The following is a 16,877-nucleotide window of genomic DNA, read 5'->3' as shown; positions in this document are numbered from 1 at the left end:
TTGGATTTTCCCATTTTTATAAAAAAATCCTCCACCATCTATTTTGTATAAGATAGCGGAGGGTTTAGTACGTCACTATAAGTTTTGGAATAAACGATATTTACTAATAAATTACTTTAAAATCAGTACCTTATATTATTCGACTGTGACGCTCTTGGCCAAATTACGTGGCTGATCGACATCGGTTCCGCGCATCACTGCTACGTGATAGGACAGTAGCTGCACGGGTACGCTGTAGACGATTGGCGCAAGATCTTCGCAAACATCAGGTATATAAACGACATGCAGACGATCCTCTGCCACCATCTTGCTGGATTCACCAGCGAAGACAAACAGCTCACCGTGGCGCGCGTGCACCTCTTGCATATTAGCTTTGAGCTTATCGAACATACTGTCCTTAGGCGCGAGCACGACGATAGGCATGTCCTTATCGACTAGCGCTAATGGCCCATGTTTTAGCTCACCTGCCGCGTAGCCTTCTGCGTGAATGTAGGAGATTTCTTTGAGCTTAAGCGCGCCCTCTAAAGCGATTGGGAATTGTAAGCCGCGACCTAAGAACAGACAGCTTTTCTTATTCTCGAATTTTTCGCTCATTGCTTGGATATCGCCATCAAGATGGAGGCTAGCGTACAACTGACTAGGCAGCTTATGCAGTCCAGCGAGTAGAGTCGTTAAGCGCTCATCGTCCAAACGCGATTGAGTGACGCCAATCTTTAGTACCAGTAGCATCAGCGCCACTAACTGAGTGGTAAAGGCTTTGGTCGAAGCAACGCCAATCTCAGGGCCGGCATAGGTAGGCAGATAAATATCGGTTTCACGCACTAGTGAGGAAGTCGGTACGTTACATAGAGCTAAGCTGACAAGGCCGGTAGGCGCTTGCTTTTGGGTGTCACGTAGCGCCGATAGCGTATCTGCCGTCTCACCTGATTGCGAGATGCAAATGACTAAGGAGTTATCAATGACGACCGGATTGCGATAGCGGAACTCGCTTGCCACTTCGACTGAGCAGGGTAGACGCGTTAAATTCTCAAACCAATATTTGGCCACCATACCGGCGTGATAGCTAGTACCACAAGCGATCACTTGAATGTGGCGAATACCAGCAAGCTTAGATTCATGACGCTGTAAAAAGTCGGCTTTTAGTTGGTAGCTGTTTTTAGCGTCGTCATCTATCTGCTCATTTGAGACAGTGCTCTCTAGTGCCATCTCAAGCGTGCGAGATACCGCATCTGGCTGCTCGTAAATCTCTTTGAGCATATAGTGTTTGAACTCGCCTTTATCGGCGTTGTGCTGCTGCGCGTCAATCTCATTGATCTTACGACTGACCTCTACGCCATCGGCATAAACGCTAACCTTATCGCGCGTGATTTTAGCGATATCGCCTTCTTCTAGGTACATAAAGCGATTAGTCACAGGTAGTAGCGCCAACTGATCTGAGGCAATAAAGTTCTCGCCGATACCGACACCGATGACCAGTGGCGAGCCAAGTCGTACCGCAATTAGCTCATCTGGGCAGTCGACATGGACGATACCCAAAGCAAAAGCGCCATGTAGCTTTGGGATAACAGCGCGAACCGCTGCTAGTAAGTCGTTATTTTGGCTATATAAGTCATTGATAAGATGTGAGACCACTTCGGTATCAGTCTGCGATGTAAACTCGTAACCTTTCGCGATGAGCTCTTCTTTGAGCTCAGCATAGTTCTCAACGATACCATTATGGACGACGGCAATTTTACCTGAGATATGCGGATGCGCGTTACGCTGCGCAGGCTCACCATGAGTCGCCCAGCGGGTATGAGCGATACCGATATGACCATCGAAAAACTGCGGATTGACCGCTACAGCATTGACCAGTTCTTGCACTTTGCCCACTTGGCGCTCACGATGTAGCTCATTATTACGAATCACCGTGAGACCTGCAGAATCATAGCCTCTGTATTCTAGGCGTTTGAGTCCTTCTAGTAAGATATTAGCGATATTACGCTCAGCGACCGCGCCGACTATTCCGCACATAGTGATTCCTTAAATTCGATGTTTTAGAGTGACAATATTTGTGATTTCGATAGCTGTCTTGATAAGTTTGTTTGGAGCCATATAGCAGTAAGCAGCACCACTAGTGTTGTCGCGCTGCTTATTTCTGACTGCAGTGTGTAGCAAGCCAACTACTGAGCTACTGCTATTTTTTGGTCGGACGTTGAAAATTGTCCTTTTGTACTTGGCGGCCTCGGCCGAGTGCTAGTGCATTGGCATCGACATCTTTTGTGATGACTGAACCTGCTGCCACTGTTGCGGTATCACCGATGGTCACGGGTGCTACTAAGCTTGAGTTGGAGCCGATAAAAGCGTTGTCCTCGATGATAGTCTGCGACTTGTTAACGCCGTCATAGTTACAAGTAATGGTACCTGCACCGACATTGACATCCGTGCCGATAGTGGTATCACCGATATAGCTTAGATGATTGACCTTACTGCCTTGGCCGACGACGGACTTTTTAATCTCAACGAAATTACCGATTTTGCTGTGGTCGGATAGTACAGTGTTAGGACGTAGGTGGGCGAAAGGACCGACATCCACGCCTGCACCGATATTTGCTTGATCGATGACGCAGTTTGGCTTGATATAGCAAGCATTACCGATTTGTGAGTTTTTGAGCACATTGCCCGCTTCGATGTAGACGTTATCACCGAGTACGCAGTCGCCTTCGAATACCACATTGACATCGACAAACACATCTTGCCCCGCGCTGAGGCTACCACGAATATCGACACGAGTAGGATCAGCAAACTGCACGCCCGCGACTTGCAGATCGTGCACCAGCTTATTTTGCCATGAGCGCTCTAAGCTTGCGAGCTGCTGACGGTTATTGACGCCTTCGATTTCAAAAGCATGCTCCGGCTCGATAGCAGCAATAGCGATACCATCAGCGACTGCCATTTTGACAATATCGGTTAAATAATACTCATTTTGCGCATTGTCATTTGACAACTTAGGCAGGTATTTATGTAGCAGGGCATTATCGACACAATAAATACCGCTATTGATCTCAGTGATTTGCTGCTCTGCGTCACTGGCATCTTTTTGTTCGACGATGGCTTCGATATTGCCATTCGCGTCGCGCTTGATTCGACCAAGGCCAAACGGATTATCAACGGTTAGTGTCAACATCGACATACCATCAGTATTAGCGGATTGCAGTGCGCTTAATGTCTGACGACTTACTAGGGGCACATCGCCATATAAGATTAGGCTTTGACCAGTTTGTGGTAGTTTCTCCAAAGCGACTTTGACCGCGTGCCCCGTCCCTAGCTGCTCTGTCTGCTCTACCCAAGCCAGATTATAAGCGCTCATCGCTTCTTGAACTTGCTCCCCGCCAAAGCCATAGACGACGATAGTCTCATCCACTGTCAAATGATGACAAGTATCTAATACATGACTCAATAAGGGCTTGCCAGCAAGGGTTTGCAGTACTTTAGGTTTAGCCGACTGCATACGCGTGCCTTTGCCGGCAGCGAGGATAATTACAGAAAGAGAAGAGGTCATAATAGCTCGATAGTTGTAACAAAATATATTGAAATTATAGCCTAAAGCCAAACAAAAATCATATAGGCTTTGTATGGATTTGGCTGCACTCTTTGTAAAAAGTCTCGTCTTATATCGAAGCTATAGCAGCATACCCGCCATAACTATCAGCCAAACTACAGCGGCCATGATACCGGCGATAATGTCGTCGAGCATAATACCTAAGCCGCCAGCGACTTTTTTATCTGCCCAGCCAATCGGCGGCGGCTTGATAATGTCAAAGAAGCGAAACAGAATAAAGGCAATAATGAGCGCAAAGATAGCGATAGGCTGGCTAATATCTGACCAAAAGCTAGTGGTACTGACGCCTAAATAAGAGAAGGGCAGTAAGGTAATCCAAATACCTGCCCATTCATCCCAAACGATATGCGGATCATCATGGACACCCATCAGCTCTGAGCTGCGATCACAGATCCAGACGCCAATGACACAAGACAAAAGGGTAATAATCAAAAAGGCAGTAAAGCCTAAGCTTAATAAAGGAATAGCGACAATCAGTCCACCAACCGTACCCCAAGTGCCAGGTGCGCGGCGCGGCAGGCCGCTGCCTAAACCTAATCCTAGCCAATACACAATAGTATCGAGGGTACTTGCACCCGCTGGCAGGGGCGGGCAGTCATTGGCTTTACTAATATCAGGTTTATGCAGGTCGTCAGTCATGGGCTAACCTATAAAATGTTGATAACCCGTAAATGAGGGTAGCGTAGTAAAAGGAGCGGGATGCTCTTTGGTAACGGCTTGTCCATTATAAAACAGCCGTGGGCGCGGCTCTTGTAGCGCCGAATCGGTCGCCGCGACTTCGCCGATACAAGTGATTTGCGTGTTAGTCAATTGGCTAGCAGGCGGCTCGACATCAGCAGGCAACGTAAAGGCCAGCTCGTAGTCATCGCCGCCGGTTAACTGACACAATAAGCGTTCAGCTTCATCTACCTGTAACAAGGGCTGGCTCGTCGGCAGCTTTTCTATATCGATACGCATGGTGACGCCGCTTTGCTGACAGATATGCGAGAGGTCCTGATATAGGCCATCGGAGATATCTATCATCGATGTAGCGTCAGTCTTTGCAAGCGATGCGCCAAGCTGAATGCGCGGTGTCGGCATATGTAACCTGTGCGCTAACTGTCGCCCCGTCTCACTATCAGGATGATTGAGTGCATAAGCGGCATCACCAAGGGTGCCTGAAACATAGACCTTGTCACCTGCTTTTGCGCCTGAGCGGTAGACAGCGTTCGTATTGGCAGTCAATAGCCCTTGCGCGTTAACGCTTAACACTAAAGTATCATTGCGCGTGGTATCGCCGCCGATTAAGGTCACGCCAAATAATTGGCAGGCGTGATGCAGGCCTTTAGCAAAGCCGCTTAGCCACTGCTCATTTGCTAAGCGCTCAGGTAGCGCTAAGGCTAATAAAATACTGTGCGGCGTCGCACCCATAGCGGCGATATCTGAGACATTGACTGCGACGGCCTTATAGCCAATCTGAAAAGCCAGCTCATTAACCTCATTCCAATCCGCGCTAAAGTGGCGGCCTTGCACCAAAGTATCGATACAACTGACCAAGCGCGCGCCTGTTGGCAGACTCATTACCGCAGCATCGTCACCGATGGCTTTTTCTATACCAGCAGAAGGCTGCTCATCTTGCAGAGTGCTAAATATACGCTCAATCAGCTCAAACTCAGTCATGGCTAGTCTTTATTATTAGTAACAGTATTATTAGTGTTATTGCTATCATCGACGCTATCAGCAGTTGCTGGCGCGGCAGCTGCATTTTTAATCGCTTGCTTGGTGGCGGTACTGGATTTATTCGGGCGGTCGCGCTTAACGTTGGTTTTATTAGCGCTGATACGCAGCTTATTAGAAGCGGTAGGCTTATCGGCAGGACTTGTAGCTGACTCGGTATTGGTAGTCGCTTGCGACACGGCTTGCGGCTGAGCGGCAGCTTTTTGCGAAGTACGTTTATTGGCTTTAGTATCAGCATCAACCTCAAGCGCGCGTAATTCAATCGCGAGTCTATCGAGTACCGCATTGATCAATTTGTGCGCGTCAGTTGCACCGAAGTGATTATTGAGCTTCATTGCTTCATCAAGCACCACTTTATAGGGAATCTCAAGACGGTTTTGCAGCTCATAAGCACCAATCAACAAAATCGCGTGCTCAACAGTATCGAGCTGTTCGACTTTGCGGTCAAGGTGTTGCTCAATTAAAGCGTCCAGCGCTTCGATTTGCTCTGGGATATCGCGCATCATTTCGTGATAGTAGCCAATGTGTACGGTGTGCATAGCGTTCGTGGCACGGGTACGCGCGGCGATATCGTGAGGGGCGTTGTCTTTCCAGCCAAGCTTATCTGTGGTCTCAAAACGGCGATCGGTTACTAGCCACTCATACAAGCCTTGCATCGCAAAGCGGCGCGCCTTACGTACGGCAGTATGGGTCGTCTTATAAGTCGACTCACTCATATCGAAGTTTTGTTCCTCACTGCTAGCAACCGCTTTATCAGTAGGATTGCTAGTAGTTTTTGCCGTCTTTGCTTCATGGATAGCGCGTTTGAGTTGGTCAGTCATGAAAAATACCTAAGGTTTAAACAAAAAGTTTAACTAAGTGAATAAATAGCCAATAAAATGTTAAATAGTAGTCGATTGGCAACTTTGCCAGTCCGTTGTGGCGCTTAAGCGCCATGATTTTTGACCATAGCGCCTATTAAAAGTATTTGTAAAAGTACTTATTGAAAACTTGAAACGTTATTCTTGGTTTAGCATGAGCTTTTAAAACCCGCATTCGAGGCAGTCTTTGTCATGTCAACCTAATCATAAAAAGCTCTACGTAAAGAGCCGTATGATAATGCTTTATCTTTTAAACCTAAGCATCATCACTAGTATCATAGTCATCATCAACGTCTAGCTGCGAGAGTACCGCTAGCATCTCCAGCACCACCATAGCGGCTTCTGAGCCTTTATTACCGGCTTTCGTGCCAGCGCGCTCAATCGCCTGCTCGATGCTGTCGGTGGTCAGTACGCCATTAGCAACAGGAATATTATAATCGATCGCAACGCTGCTTAAGCCTTTAGCAGACTCGCTCGCCACAAAATCAAAGTGCGGGGTGCTGCCACGGATGATCGCGCCTAAAGCAATAATGGCGTCAAAACGATCCGACTCTGCGGCGCGCTGGGCAACCAAAGGCAGCTCAAAAGCACCAGGGACGCGAACGACAGTGATATTGCTACCAAGTACGCCATGACGTAGAAGTGCATCGATCGCGCCATCGACTAAGGATTCAACGACGAAGCCATTAAAACGACCGACGACGATACCGATACGTGCGTCTTCATTCTGATGCAAATTACCATCGATATGCGTCACATCATTGCGCTGCTGTTGTAAATTTGACATAAAAATATCCTTTGATTTTATTAGGGCGTGTTGAACATTCGACCATGGCACTGACAGCGACTATTTTTTAGGCGATTCGATGTTAAAAATAATAAGTTTAGTCATTCTAAGCGCTTATTTTTAACGATGAAGCGGCAAAAAAGAGTCCTGTCCCCTGCTTTTATCGTTGGGGCTGATGCTAAAATTGCCCCATACTGCGTTACAAATCTCGCTAAGGCATCTGCATTATCGTCGCTTTGTGCCTTGTCTGGAACAATTTTAGCGATCAGCAGTGCCTATTTGCGAATGTTCAACACGCCCTAATTGTTAAATAATAATTGAATAATGAAAAAGGCTAAAATAAGTTGTTGACTATGATAGCATTTTTTTGCGCTCATGGTTGACTTAAGCGCTTATTATAAACGCATTTCAATCCCGCGCGCTGCCATGTATTGCTTGGCCTCTTGTACGCTATACTCACCGAAGTGAAAGATGCTGGCGGCGAGTACCGCATCGACGCCGCCTTCAAGTACGCCATCGACTAAGTGCTGTAGATTACCGACACCGCCTGAAGCGATAACCGGAATGTTGACCTGATCGGTAATATGCTTCATTAGCGCTAAGTCATAGCCTTTTTTGGTACCATCACCATCCATCGAGGTGACCAATAGCTCGCCTGCGCCAAGCTCTGCCATTTTACGTGCCCAAGCGACGGCATCGATCCCGGTAGGCTTGCGGCCACCATGAGTGAAAATCTCCCAGCGTGGCACTTTTATGCCATTGATGTCGATATCGGCAACGCGCTTGGCATCGATGGCGACGACAATACATTGATTACCAAATTTCTGCGCAGCTTCACCGACGAATTCAGGTGTAAAAACCGCGGCTGAATTAATCGCCACCTTATCAGCGCCAGCATTGAGCAGATTGCGAATATCGCTAATTTTACGTACGCCGCCGCCTACGGTGAGTGGCACAAAGACGCTCTCCGCCATGCGCTCAACCGTATGGTAAGTGGTATCACGCGCATCGCTGGTGGCGGTAATATCTAAAAAGGTAATCTCATCTGCGCCTTGCTCATTATAGCGGCGGGCGACTTCGACAGGGTCGCCAGCATCGATAATATCGATGAATTGTACGCCTTTGACCACCCGGCCATTATCAACGTCCAAACAAGGAATGATACGCTTTGCTAACATAGGGCCTTTCACCTTATAATCAATGCATTCAAGGCGCTAGTCTACCAAAATCATTGCCATATCAGGCAGGTTTTCGCTAAATTTATCTGCTTTTAGTGACTGTTTACTCAGACCGCGTATAATTACCGGCATTACCTGCCAAATTCGCCTTATTTCTTTATTTTATTCTATTGCCACAAGTGAGATATCATGTCCGTCTATACCCAGTTAACCGATGATCAATTTGCTGCCTTTTGCGCAAGCTTTGGCGTGTCCTTTGTCCGCGCTATTCCTATTACCCAAGGCATCAAAAACTCGAACTGGTTTATTCAGACTACCGATGATGCTGAGGGCGATTACTCTTACGTCTTCACCTTGTTTGAAGAGCGCCCGCCAGAAGATATCGAAAAAATGGCGGTCATTCTTAATCAGTTAGACGGTGAGCTACCCGTTGCTGCCCCTTTAGCTTTGATTGAAGACAGTATGGGTAATAATGAAAATAGTGAAGATAAACGCTATGTCATTCGTTATGAAGATAAGGCCATCACTATCGTGCCGTGCCTGGCAGGCGCGCATCCGCAAGAGACCACGCCGGCGATGTGTCATGAGATCGGCGCGGCGTTAGCGATGCTGCATGAAACCCTGCAAGCGCTACAACCGGCACAAGACTACGGCGTGCCCCTCTATCCGTGGAGCGAGGTGCGCGACCGTGAAATGCAGTTTATGCCTGGCGATGAAGCCAAGCTGATGCGTGATATCTGGCAGGCATACGCGGATTTGCCTTTAGCTGAGCTGCCGCAAGGTCTATGCCATCTTGATATGTTTGCGGATAATACGCTATGGAACTTAGCAAGAGACAATGAGACATTAACGGGGCTGCTTGATTTTACTGAGGTCAGCGTCGAGCATTATGTGATGGATATCGCCATTACGATTAATGACTTTTGTACTACGTGGGGCGACGCTGAGCAAGGCGAAACGGTAAATTTTGATCGCCAAAAAATGAGCGCTTTTTTGCAAGGCTACGAGTCCAAACGCGCGCTGACTGATGATGAAAAGCAGGCCATGCCAGTGATGCTTGCCAAAGCGGCAGTGATTTTCTGGCTACTGCGCCTTAACGTCATCTACTACAATCGTTCTGAGGGGCGTACCGGCGACAACATCATGGTCAAAAACCCTGACCTGATGAAGCGCCTTGCCGCTTATCATTGGGCGCAGGTCGAAAAAGCGCAAGATTCGGTGTTTGTGCTAGAGCATACCCGCTATGAGGATGATAATAGCGATAATGACATCGAAGATTTTAAACTCATTGGCGTGTTTACAAGCTTAGAGCAAGCAAAAGCCGCGATCGCACAATTAACCACGCAGCCAGGCTTTAAAGACTATCCTAACGGCTTTCATATCGATGAATATCCGCTGGATCAAATCAACTGGTCATCAGGGTTTGTGGTTTACTAAGTTGGTTTGTACCTTTTTATCAGCTAATAAAAATATCTTTATGGTAAAGGCAGCGCTATTGTGACATTACTGGTGATAAAAATGTTGATCGCAAACAAGCGAGGTAAGGCTAAGCCTACGCGCGCAATCAATAAACGCGTGGCTGCAAGCTCTACGTTGCCAAATATTTCACCCCTTCACGCAGTACCTTCTAAGGATAACTCTATGAGCGATCAAGTCGACAACTGGCATAAGCTGGCGCGCTACGATACCAATATGCAAGGCGAGCTGCACGCCAACTTGCTCCGTAACAACGGCATCACCGTGTCTTTACAGCCGCTCAGCGCTATTCCCGGGATGAATTCTGGCGTAGTGCTCTGGGTGGAGGTAAGCGATTTGGCGCAGGCTCAGCGTATCTTAAGCAGTGTTGAGGACGATAGCGACGGCGAGGCGTTACTTAATACTATGAGCGATGCAGAATTAGGAATAGTGACCGATACGGCGATAAATAGTACAAATTCAGATAATCAGGGCGGTAATCGATAAATGTGTCAGCTTTTAGGAATGAACTGTAACACCCCAACAGATATTGGCTTTAGCTTTGCAGGATTTCGCAAGCGCGGCGGGATGACGGACAGTCATGAAGATGGCTTTGGCATTGCTTTTTTTGAGCGTAGTGAATGCGCGGTGCAAAACGACTCAACCGGTTTGCGCCTATTTCATGACAACCGTCCGAGTCACTTGTCGCCAGTGGCCGATTTGGTCAATAACTATCCGATCAAGGCCATGAATGTCATTGCGCATATTCGTAAAGCCACCCAAGGACAGAACTGCCTTGCCAATGCGCATCCCTTCGTGCGTGAGGTCTGGGGCGAGCAGTGGGTATTTGCGCATAATGGTCAGATGAATAAAGCCTTTATCGAGCGCTGTCAGCGGCTACAAGACAATGGTAACGCCGGGCATTGTCAGCCTGTCGGCTCGACCGATTCTGAAATGGCGTTTTGTTATTTGATTAACCGTCTTAAAAGTACATTTAAATCGCGTCCCGATGATAAGACGCTGTTTAACTTTTTGACGACCCAATGCCGTTATCTGTCCGCTAATGGGCTATTTAACTGCCTGATATCCAATGGGCGTTGGCAATTGGCTTATGCCGGCAGCTTACTGTTTTATCTCACCCGTCAAGCACCATTTGGTGAGGCTAAACTAGCGGATGATGACTTGGCCATTAACTTTGGCGATGTCACCACCGATACCGATAAAGTGACAATATTAGTCACCGTACCTTTGACCGAAAATGAAAAATGGCAACAAATTGCGGTTAATGAGTGCCTAATCTTTCAAGATGGCGAGATACTATTTAAAGACAGTCCAAGTCAGCGTAAGTTCTTGACGATTGAGGAAGGGATTGCGATTGCGCGGTCAGTCGGGGCGAGTGTTTAGGTGATTATGCTAAATAAACCCCACAACACCGCTTAAACTTCTCACCAGACCCGCAGATACACGGCTGCTTTTGTGTCACGCTCATCGCGACCGTTGGATCTAAAAAGAACCAAGTCTCATTAACAGCCTCATCTTTTACTTTTACAAAAGTAGAGCGCTCATGATGCGCCGCTTGCTGAGCATCCGCTGTCGTGTAAAACGCCTTAAACTCAACTTGCGCGTGACGCTTACCAAGCTTTGGCGTGTGTTGAATAATCTCTAATCCTGCCCAAGGCGTCTGTTTCGCCCAGTCCTCAATCGCTGCAACATCAAGTAAACTCTGCTGGGCAGGCAAGGTAGTGGTAACGATATACTCGGGTAAAACTTTGACAAAGGCGCTATAGCGAGTGCGCATCAGCCGCTCTGCAGTTTCCGCTTTTTTTAGCCCTTTATGATACGGCTGACAGCAGTCGCTATAAGCGATAGGTTGACTCAAAGAGTTTGGGGTGGGCGAGACTTGGCAAGGACATAGGGTCATAATTTACTCTACTATTGTTTCGTTTACTTATTCAGTTTAACGCAAATAATCTTCTAATATTGCAGGCAATATGCCTACTCTTAATTGGGCCCAAGGCTCAGGATTACGTAACTGCTGCCAAAACTCAGTTACAGGCGGCGCAAAATAGATAAGTAGCGCAATAAGTACATACAATAATAGATACCACCATTTATCCTTATGCTGATAAAACTTCATCGCTGTGCCTGATGAGCGCTTCATTTTCATATTTGATAAGTTAACGCTATACAGCTCATCGAGCAGCAAATGCACCATCGCCCCAGTGAACAAAAACAGGCCGTAAAACCAGCTGGCGCTCAAGGAAGCTTGTAGCACGTAATAGCTCAAACATGTCAACCCTAAGCCTAGTATCATCATATAGGGTACGGAGTGGATGACGCCGCGATGCACAGTTAAGTTGGTAAAGATATAGAACACCACATAACGCATGAACGCGTAGCCTGCCAGCCACAAAACCATCAGTGATAATAAGCTTAGCTCACTGCGCCAATGCATAACCAGAGCAAAGGCAAAGACGAACGAGATCAGATTAAACCCAAGCTTAATCGGCGTCGAGTTGTCCGAGTCCAGATCAGGTAGCAGACCGCCGACTGTGCCTAGCATTACGCACATCAAAAATCCAGAATCATCGATCAGTCCCGCTTTATACACAGTTAAGCTTGCTACCCCACTTGCCATAAATGCGACGTTTAAGTGGGTATTAAAATTTGCCATGTTTCTTTTTTATCCGTTATCTCGTTATTCATCATCTCTTGATAAGACGTACAGCCTGTTTGCCTAGCGCCAAAAAAGCGCTCTATGATAGCATAGGCCACTTTGCTATAGGCTCTAAGATAATTACTGCGACGATGCTTACTATGACTACTTCTACTTCTACTTCGACAAATCACAATTTTGCTAGCGCTCTTACTGAGCGGCGATTAGAGGCCAGCTTTGCCAATATCGATTGGCACGCGCCTTGGCTATATCATTTAAGTCAGCTTGATTATCTTAGTAAAACGATAAGCAGTTTAAGCCGCTCGTCTGACAATCAAGTGAATTCGGATAGGTATATTAACGATAATCAGCAAACAGCTCGTATCGCTAAAGTATTAAACCAAGCGCTAACGCAGCAAGGCGCGGCGGATAAACAGTCGCTACCTAGGACTAAACCTAGCGCTGATAATCACCCTCATACTCTTCAGTTTGTCTCTCAAAACGCATTGCCCGATGGCGAAGCTTACGAGCAGTTCATTGGCACCACTGGCAAGATTCCGACGCGCGATAACCTACATGATTTATTTAACGGCAGTATTTGGCTCACCTTTCCCAAGACCAAGGCCATGCTCAATTATCATCACATGCTTGAGATTGCCAAATGTAGTGAAGAGCCAACTGGTAGTAAAAACCGTGGCCGCGTGCGCGATACCATCAATGGTATGACGTACACCACTTTTAACTTGCGCAACCGTGGCCGCGTGCGCGATACCATCACCGTGTTTGATGAGAACGGTGCAATTTTAGTGACCTCTGATACTAGCATTGGTGAGGCTTTGATCGACTTTGATTGGCAAAACAGTCTAGTCAAACCAAGAAAGTATTGGGATAAAATGGATAGCCCTAGCAAAGACGCTAAAGCTGCGGTTTATATTTTTGGTCATGCCCTCCTTGAGCAATTGATAGCGCCGCGTAAGCCGTTGTGCGCGCATAGTGTGGTCATTCACGTTAGCCAAGATTTCTTTGCTTTGTCAACGAAGCAGCGCATCGCCTTTTTGGATGATAAATTGGCTGATTATATGAATGAATTATTATCAAAGGACGCAGTCACACCGCGTCATTTATCGCCATTGCCCATTTTAGGTGTGCCGCATTTTTGGTCCGACAATAGCGAGGTCAGCTTTTATGAGGACACTTTTGTCTTTCGTAGCGGTCGCCATCGGCCCAAAGGACGTTAGCAGTGACTCATAGACCTTTCAGCTGCCTTTTCTTAAGGCTTATTTCGGTTACGATTCTGCCACCATATGCCTACGCCTAGACGTTAACAAACGCCTACTTATTTGTTATGGTAAAAGAACGCTGCTGCTAACAGCAAAAGGAACGCACACCTATTTTGTTGAGCAAGCGCCTTATTAAACTCAATTAAACTGATGTTATTATTTAAGTAAATCCTGCAGATCTATTTTTCTACTTGCCAACTACAAATGTTGTCATGTATGAAAAAGATAGCTCAGACAGATCCATTAGCCACCGTTATAACAATAATTTCTACCCTGTAGATAAGGAAGCTACCATGAGTGATATTTTTAATGTAAAAGACACCATTTCGGTCGATGGCAAGGAGCATGCCTATTATAGCTTGCCCAAACTTGCCGAGACTTATGACAATATCAATACGCTACCATACTGTATGAAAGTCGTGTTAGAGAATCTACTGCGTAACGAAGATGATGGTCAGTCTGTCGGCAAAAACCATATCGAAGCAGTGGCCAACTGGGACGCTGGCGCTGAGGCGTCCAAAGAGATTGCCTTTATGCCAGCACGCGTGGTGCTGCAAGATTTCACCGGCGTGCCATCAGTCGTCGATTTAGCAGCGATGCGCGATGCAGTGGTTGAGCTTGGCGGGAAGGCTGAGCAGATTAACCCATTTATCCCTAGTGAGCTGGTCGTTGACCACTCGGTACAAGTGGATGCTTATGGCCGTGAGGATGCGCTGGACCTAAATGAGAAGATTGAGTTTAAGCGCAACAATGAGCGTTATGAGTTTCTCCATTGGGGCCGAAATGCCTTTGAGAACTTTGTCGTTGTCCCGCCAGCGACGGGTATCGTGCACCAAGTCAACCTTGAGTATCTTGCGCGCGTGGTCATGGCAGCAGAGGTCGATGGCGAGCTGACGGCCTATCCTGACACGGTATTTGGTACCGACAGTCACACGACGATGATTAATGGTATCGGTGTGCTTGGTTGGGGCGTTGGCGGTATCGAAGCTGAAGCGGCGATGCTTGGTCAGCCGTCTTCGATGCTCATCCCGCAAGTGGTTGGTTTTGAGCTGACAGGCAAACTCAGTGAAGGCGTCACCGCGACGGATTTGGTATTGCGTGTGGTCGAGATGCTACGGGCGCATGGCGTGGTCGGTAAGTTTGTCGAATTCTACGGTGAAGGCTTGCATCAAATGCCATTAGCGGATCGGGCGACGATTGCTAATATGTCGCCAGAATATGGCGCGACTTGTGGTATCTTCCCGATTGACCAAATGGCGATTGACTATCTGCGTCTATCAGGCCGTGACGAAGCGCAAATTGAGTTGGTCGAAAAATATGCCAAGGCGCAAGGCTTATGGCATGATGCCGATACGCCAGCGGCGACCTACTCAAGTAAGCTAGAGCTTGATCTGTCCTCTGTCCAGCCAGCACTGGCAGGGCCGAACTTGCCACAGCAGCGTATCAACCTGTCTGATATGCACGAAAAATTCGGCGAAACGCTTGAGAAGATGACCAAAGACCGCAAGGCAGAAGTTGAAGGCAAGGTACGCTTTGATCAAGAAGGCGGTGAGCAAGAGCAAGCCAAAAATCTAGCAGCTAAGCCGAAAAACTGCGATGAGGATGGTAACTTTTGTAGTATCGTTGACATTAACGATGAGAAGTATAAGTTACGTGACGGCGCGGTGGTGATTGCTGCGATTACCTCTTGTACCAACACCTCAAACCCAGCGGTCATGCTCGGTGCTGGACTGGTCGCCAAAAAAGCGGCGGCAAAAGGCCTTAAAGCCAAACCTTGGGTCAAAACCTCATTGGCACCTGGCTCAAAAGTGGTGACGGATTATTTAGAAAAAACCAAACTGATGGATGAGCTAGAAAAAACAGGCTTTTATTTGGTCGGTTATGGTTGTACCACTTGTATCGGTAACTCAGGACCATTGCTTGAAAGTATCGAACAAGGTATCGAAGAAAACGACTTAGTCGCCTCAGCGGTGCTCTCTGGTAACCGTAACTTTGAAGGTCGTATTCACTCACACGTCAAGGCCAGCTACCTAGCATCGCCGCCATTGGTTGTCGCTTATGCCTTAGCAGGTACAGTCGATATTGATTTAACCACCCATCCGCTCGGTCAAGATCAAGACGGCAATGATGTCTATCTAAAAGACATTTGGCCAACGTCAGATGAAATCAACGAGCTGATTGCCAATAATATCGATGCTGATATGTTCCGTAAAAACTATGGTGAAGTGTTCGATGGTAGTAAAGAATGGAACGCGATTAGCTCAGCCGATAGTCAGCTATATCCATGGGATGAAGGCTCAACGTACATCAAAAATCCACCGTTCTTCGATGGTATGACCATGGAGCCAGAGGGTATCCCTGATATCGAAGGTGCGCGTATCTTAGGTCTGTTTGGTGACTCAATCACCACCGACCATATCTCACCTGCGGGCAATATTGATCCAAATTCACCAGCAGGTAAGTACCTGCAAGAGCGCGGCGTCATGGAAGCGGACTTCAACAGTTATGGCTCACGCCGTGGTAATGATGCAGTCATGACTCGTGGTACCTTTGCCAATATCCGTATCAAAAACCAAATGATGTGCGGCAAAGAAGGCGGTTATACCTATTACTTCAAAGATGACAAGTCGACGCTACAAGATGGCGAAGAAATGGCCATCTATGATGCAGCGATGAAGTATAAAGAAGATAAACGTCCACTCGTCGTCCTCGGCGGGGCGGAGTATGGCTCAGGCTCTAGCCGTGACTGGGCAGCGAAGGGTACCATTCTGCTTGGCGTAAAAGCGGTACTCACCACTTCATTTGAGCGTATTCACCGTTCAAACCTAGTTGGTATGGGTGTGCTGCCATTGACTTTCAAAGATGGCGAAGACGCTCAAACCTACAAGCTCGATGGCTCTGAAGTGCTCAGCATCACTGGCCTAAACAATGGCGAGAGCAAAACCGCTCAAGTCACTGCCACCCGTGCCGATGGCTCGACTGAAACCTTTGAGGTCAATGTCGGCCTGCAGACACCAAAAGAGCGCGAATATGTGCGTCATGGCGGCGTACTGCACTATGTATTGCGTCAGCTCGCAAGTGACAGTAAAAACGCTGCGTAATGGTTGATTAGAGTTTATATAATACAAAGCCCATTCGCAATGAGTGGGCTTTTTTGTGTCTGCTTGCTTTTTAATTACGGTATGATCAGTCGTTTTGTGGTTGGGGTGCTGATCCTGCTTTTCGCTACTATCCGCTGCTAGAATTTGCAAGAATGCAAATTCTCTTGCACTCGGACAAAGCAGTGCTTTGTTATTTCCTCGCTCAGGGCTAGCGGTGATATCGTGTTCTTGCTGAGATTTATC

General features: G+C 47.3%; 14 protein-coding genes. 5 read left to right on the top strand and 9 right to left on the bottom strand.

What is annotated here, in order from left to right; translation table 11 throughout:
- Window positions 1-135: 135 nt before the first annotated feature.
- The 7 genes from glmS to hisF form a co-directional block, all read right to left on the bottom strand.
- Entirely contained in the window at window positions 136-2,013 is a 1,878-nt protein-coding gene (glmS, locus tag W234_RS0110415) for a glutamine--fructose-6-phosphate transaminase (isomerizing) (RefSeq protein WP_025646791.1), read from the bottom strand.
- Window positions 2,014-2,176: 163 nt separating this feature from the next.
- The gene (gene glmU, locus W234_RS0110410; protein WP_025646790.1) at window positions 2,177-3,541 is read right to left on the bottom strand and encodes a bifunctional UDP-N-acetylglucosamine diphosphorylase/glucosamine-1-phosphate N-acetyltransferase GlmU; all 1,365 of its coding nucleotides are present in this window, start codon (window positions 3,539-3,541) and stop codon (window positions 2,177-2,179) included.
- Between the two features lie 120 nt (window positions 3,542-3,661).
- On the bottom strand, window positions 3,662-4,240 hold the full coding sequence (locus W234_RS0110405) for a phosphatidylglycerophosphatase A (RefSeq protein ID WP_025646789.1): 579 nt from the start codon (window positions 4,238-4,240) through the stop codon (window positions 3,662-3,664).
- Window positions 4,241-4,243: 3 nt separating this feature from the next.
- Window positions 4,244-5,260 carry a thiamine-phosphate kinase gene (gene thiL, locus W234_RS0110400; RefSeq protein ID WP_025646788.1) on the bottom strand — a complete coding sequence of 339 codons (1,017 nt, stop codon included), beginning with the start codon at window positions 5,258-5,260 and terminating at the stop codon, window positions 4,244-4,246.
- 2 nt (window positions 5,261-5,262) lie between these two features.
- Entirely contained in the window at window positions 5,263-6,138 is an 876-nt protein-coding gene (gene nusB / locus W234_RS14345; RefSeq protein WP_025646787.1) for a transcription antitermination factor NusB, read from the bottom strand.
- A gap of 295 nt (window positions 6,139-6,433) precedes the next feature.
- On the bottom strand, window positions 6,434-6,964 hold the full coding sequence (ribE, locus tag W234_RS0110390) for a 6,7-dimethyl-8-ribityllumazine synthase (protein WP_025646786.1): 531 nt from the start codon (window positions 6,962-6,964) through the stop codon (window positions 6,434-6,436).
- Between the two features lie 395 nt (window positions 6,965-7,359).
- Window positions 7,360-8,142, bottom strand: coding sequence for an imidazole glycerol phosphate synthase subunit HisF (gene hisF, locus W234_RS0110385; RefSeq protein WP_025646785.1), 783 nt, complete (start codon window positions 8,140-8,142; stop codon window positions 7,360-7,362).
- Between the two features lie 189 nt (window positions 8,143-8,331).
- Between hisF and W234_RS0110375 the strand changes: the two genes are divergently transcribed.
- From W234_RS0110375 to W234_RS0110365, 3 genes are all read left to right on the top strand, one after another.
- Window positions 8,332-9,579 carry a homoserine kinase gene (locus W234_RS0110375; protein ID WP_025646784.1) on the top strand — a complete coding sequence of 416 codons (1,248 nt, stop codon included), beginning with the start codon at window positions 8,332-8,334 and terminating at the stop codon, window positions 9,577-9,579.
- 204 nt (window positions 9,580-9,783) lie between these two features.
- Window positions 9,784-10,104 (top strand): hypothetical protein, encoded by a 321-nt coding sequence (locus W234_RS13950; protein WP_025646783.1) that lies wholly within the window; start codon window positions 9,784-9,786, stop codon window positions 10,102-10,104.
- Window positions 10,105-11,001, top strand: coding sequence for a class II glutamine amidotransferase (locus W234_RS0110365; RefSeq protein WP_025646782.1), 897 nt, complete (start codon window positions 10,105-10,107; stop codon window positions 10,999-11,001).
- A gap of 4 nt (window positions 11,002-11,005) precedes the next feature.
- Here the strand turns inward: W234_RS0110365 and W234_RS0110360 are convergent, their stop codons facing one another.
- On the bottom strand, window positions 11,006-11,518 hold the full coding sequence (locus W234_RS0110360; RefSeq protein ID WP_025646781.1) for a YchJ family protein: 513 nt from the start codon (window positions 11,516-11,518) through the stop codon (window positions 11,006-11,008).
- A 36-nt stretch (window positions 11,519-11,554) separates the two neighbouring features.
- A complete protein-coding gene (locus W234_RS0110355; protein WP_025646780.1) occupies window positions 11,555-12,271 on the bottom strand; it encodes a metal-dependent hydrolase in 717 nt (238 codons plus the stop codon).
- A 143-nt stretch (window positions 12,272-12,414) separates the two neighbouring features.
- Here W234_RS0110355 and W234_RS0110350 point away from each other — a divergent pair, with 143 nt between their 5' ends.
- On the top strand, window positions 12,415-13,491 hold the full coding sequence (locus W234_RS0110350) for a DUF3025 domain-containing protein (RefSeq protein ID WP_227501954.1): 1,077 nt from the start codon (window positions 12,415-12,417) through the stop codon (window positions 13,489-13,491).
- Window positions 13,492-13,826: 335 nt separating this feature from the next.
- Complete coding sequence (gene acnA / locus W234_RS0110345) at window positions 13,827-16,634, top strand: aconitate hydratase AcnA (protein WP_025646778.1); 2,808 nt, start codon at window positions 13,827-13,829, stop codon at window positions 16,632-16,634.
- Window positions 16,635-16,877 lie beyond the last annotated feature (243 nt).

Source organism: Psychrobacter sp. TB15 (genome assembly GCF_000511655.1).
Classification (GTDB): domain Bacteria; phylum Pseudomonadota; class Gammaproteobacteria; order Pseudomonadales; family Moraxellaceae; genus Psychrobacter; species Psychrobacter submarinus.
Note: the sequence above shows the minus strand (reverse complement) of the source record. Positions and strands in the feature narration are given on the sequence as shown.

Bases quoted from the DNA above. Each gene is read 5' to 3' on its own strand.
- W234_RS13950 (WP_025646783.1), top strand. From the start codon at position 9,784: ATGAGCGATCAAGTCGACAACTGGCATAAGCTGGCGCGCTACGATACC.
- glmU (WP_025646790.1), bottom strand. From the start codon at position 3,541: ATGACCTCTTCTCTTTCTGTAATTATCCTCGCTGCCGGCAAAGGCACG.
- thiL (WP_025646788.1), bottom strand. From the start codon at position 5,260: ATGACTGAGTTTGAGCTGATTGAGCGTATATTTAGCACTCTGCAAGAT.
- acnA (WP_025646778.1), top strand. From the start codon at position 13,827: ATGAGTGATATTTTTAATGTAAAAGACACCATTTCGGTCGATGGCAAG.
- W234_RS0110405 (WP_025646789.1), bottom strand. From the start codon at position 4,240: ATGACTGACGACCTGCATAAACCTGATATTAGTAAAGCCAATGACTGC.
- ribE (WP_025646786.1), bottom strand. From the start codon at position 6,964: ATGTCAAATTTACAACAGCAGCGCAATGATGTGACGCATATCGATGGT.
- glmS (WP_025646791.1), bottom strand. From the start codon at position 2,013: ATGTGCGGAATAGTCGGCGCGGTCGCTGAGCGTAATATCGCTAATATC.
- W234_RS0110360 (WP_025646781.1), bottom strand. From the start codon at position 11,518: ATGACCCTATGTCCTTGCCAAGTCTCGCCCACCCCAAACTCTTTGAGT.
- nusB (WP_025646787.1), bottom strand. From the start codon at position 6,138: ATGACTGACCAACTCAAACGCGCTATCCATGAAGCAAAGACGGCAAAA.
- W234_RS0110375 (WP_025646784.1), top strand. From the start codon at position 8,332: ATGTCCGTCTATACCCAGTTAACCGATGATCAATTTGCTGCCTTTTGC.
- W234_RS0110355 (WP_025646780.1), bottom strand. From the start codon at position 12,271: ATGGCAAATTTTAATACCCACTTAAACGTCGCATTTATGGCAAGTGGG.
- hisF (WP_025646785.1), bottom strand. From the start codon at position 8,142: ATGTTAGCAAAGCGTATCATTCCTTGTTTGGACGTTGATAATGGCCGG.
- W234_RS0110365 (WP_025646782.1), top strand. From the start codon at position 10,105: ATGTGTCAGCTTTTAGGAATGAACTGTAACACCCCAACAGATATTGGC.
- W234_RS0110350 (WP_227501954.1), top strand. From the start codon at position 12,415: ATGACTACTTCTACTTCTACTTCGACAAATCACAATTTTGCTAGCGCT.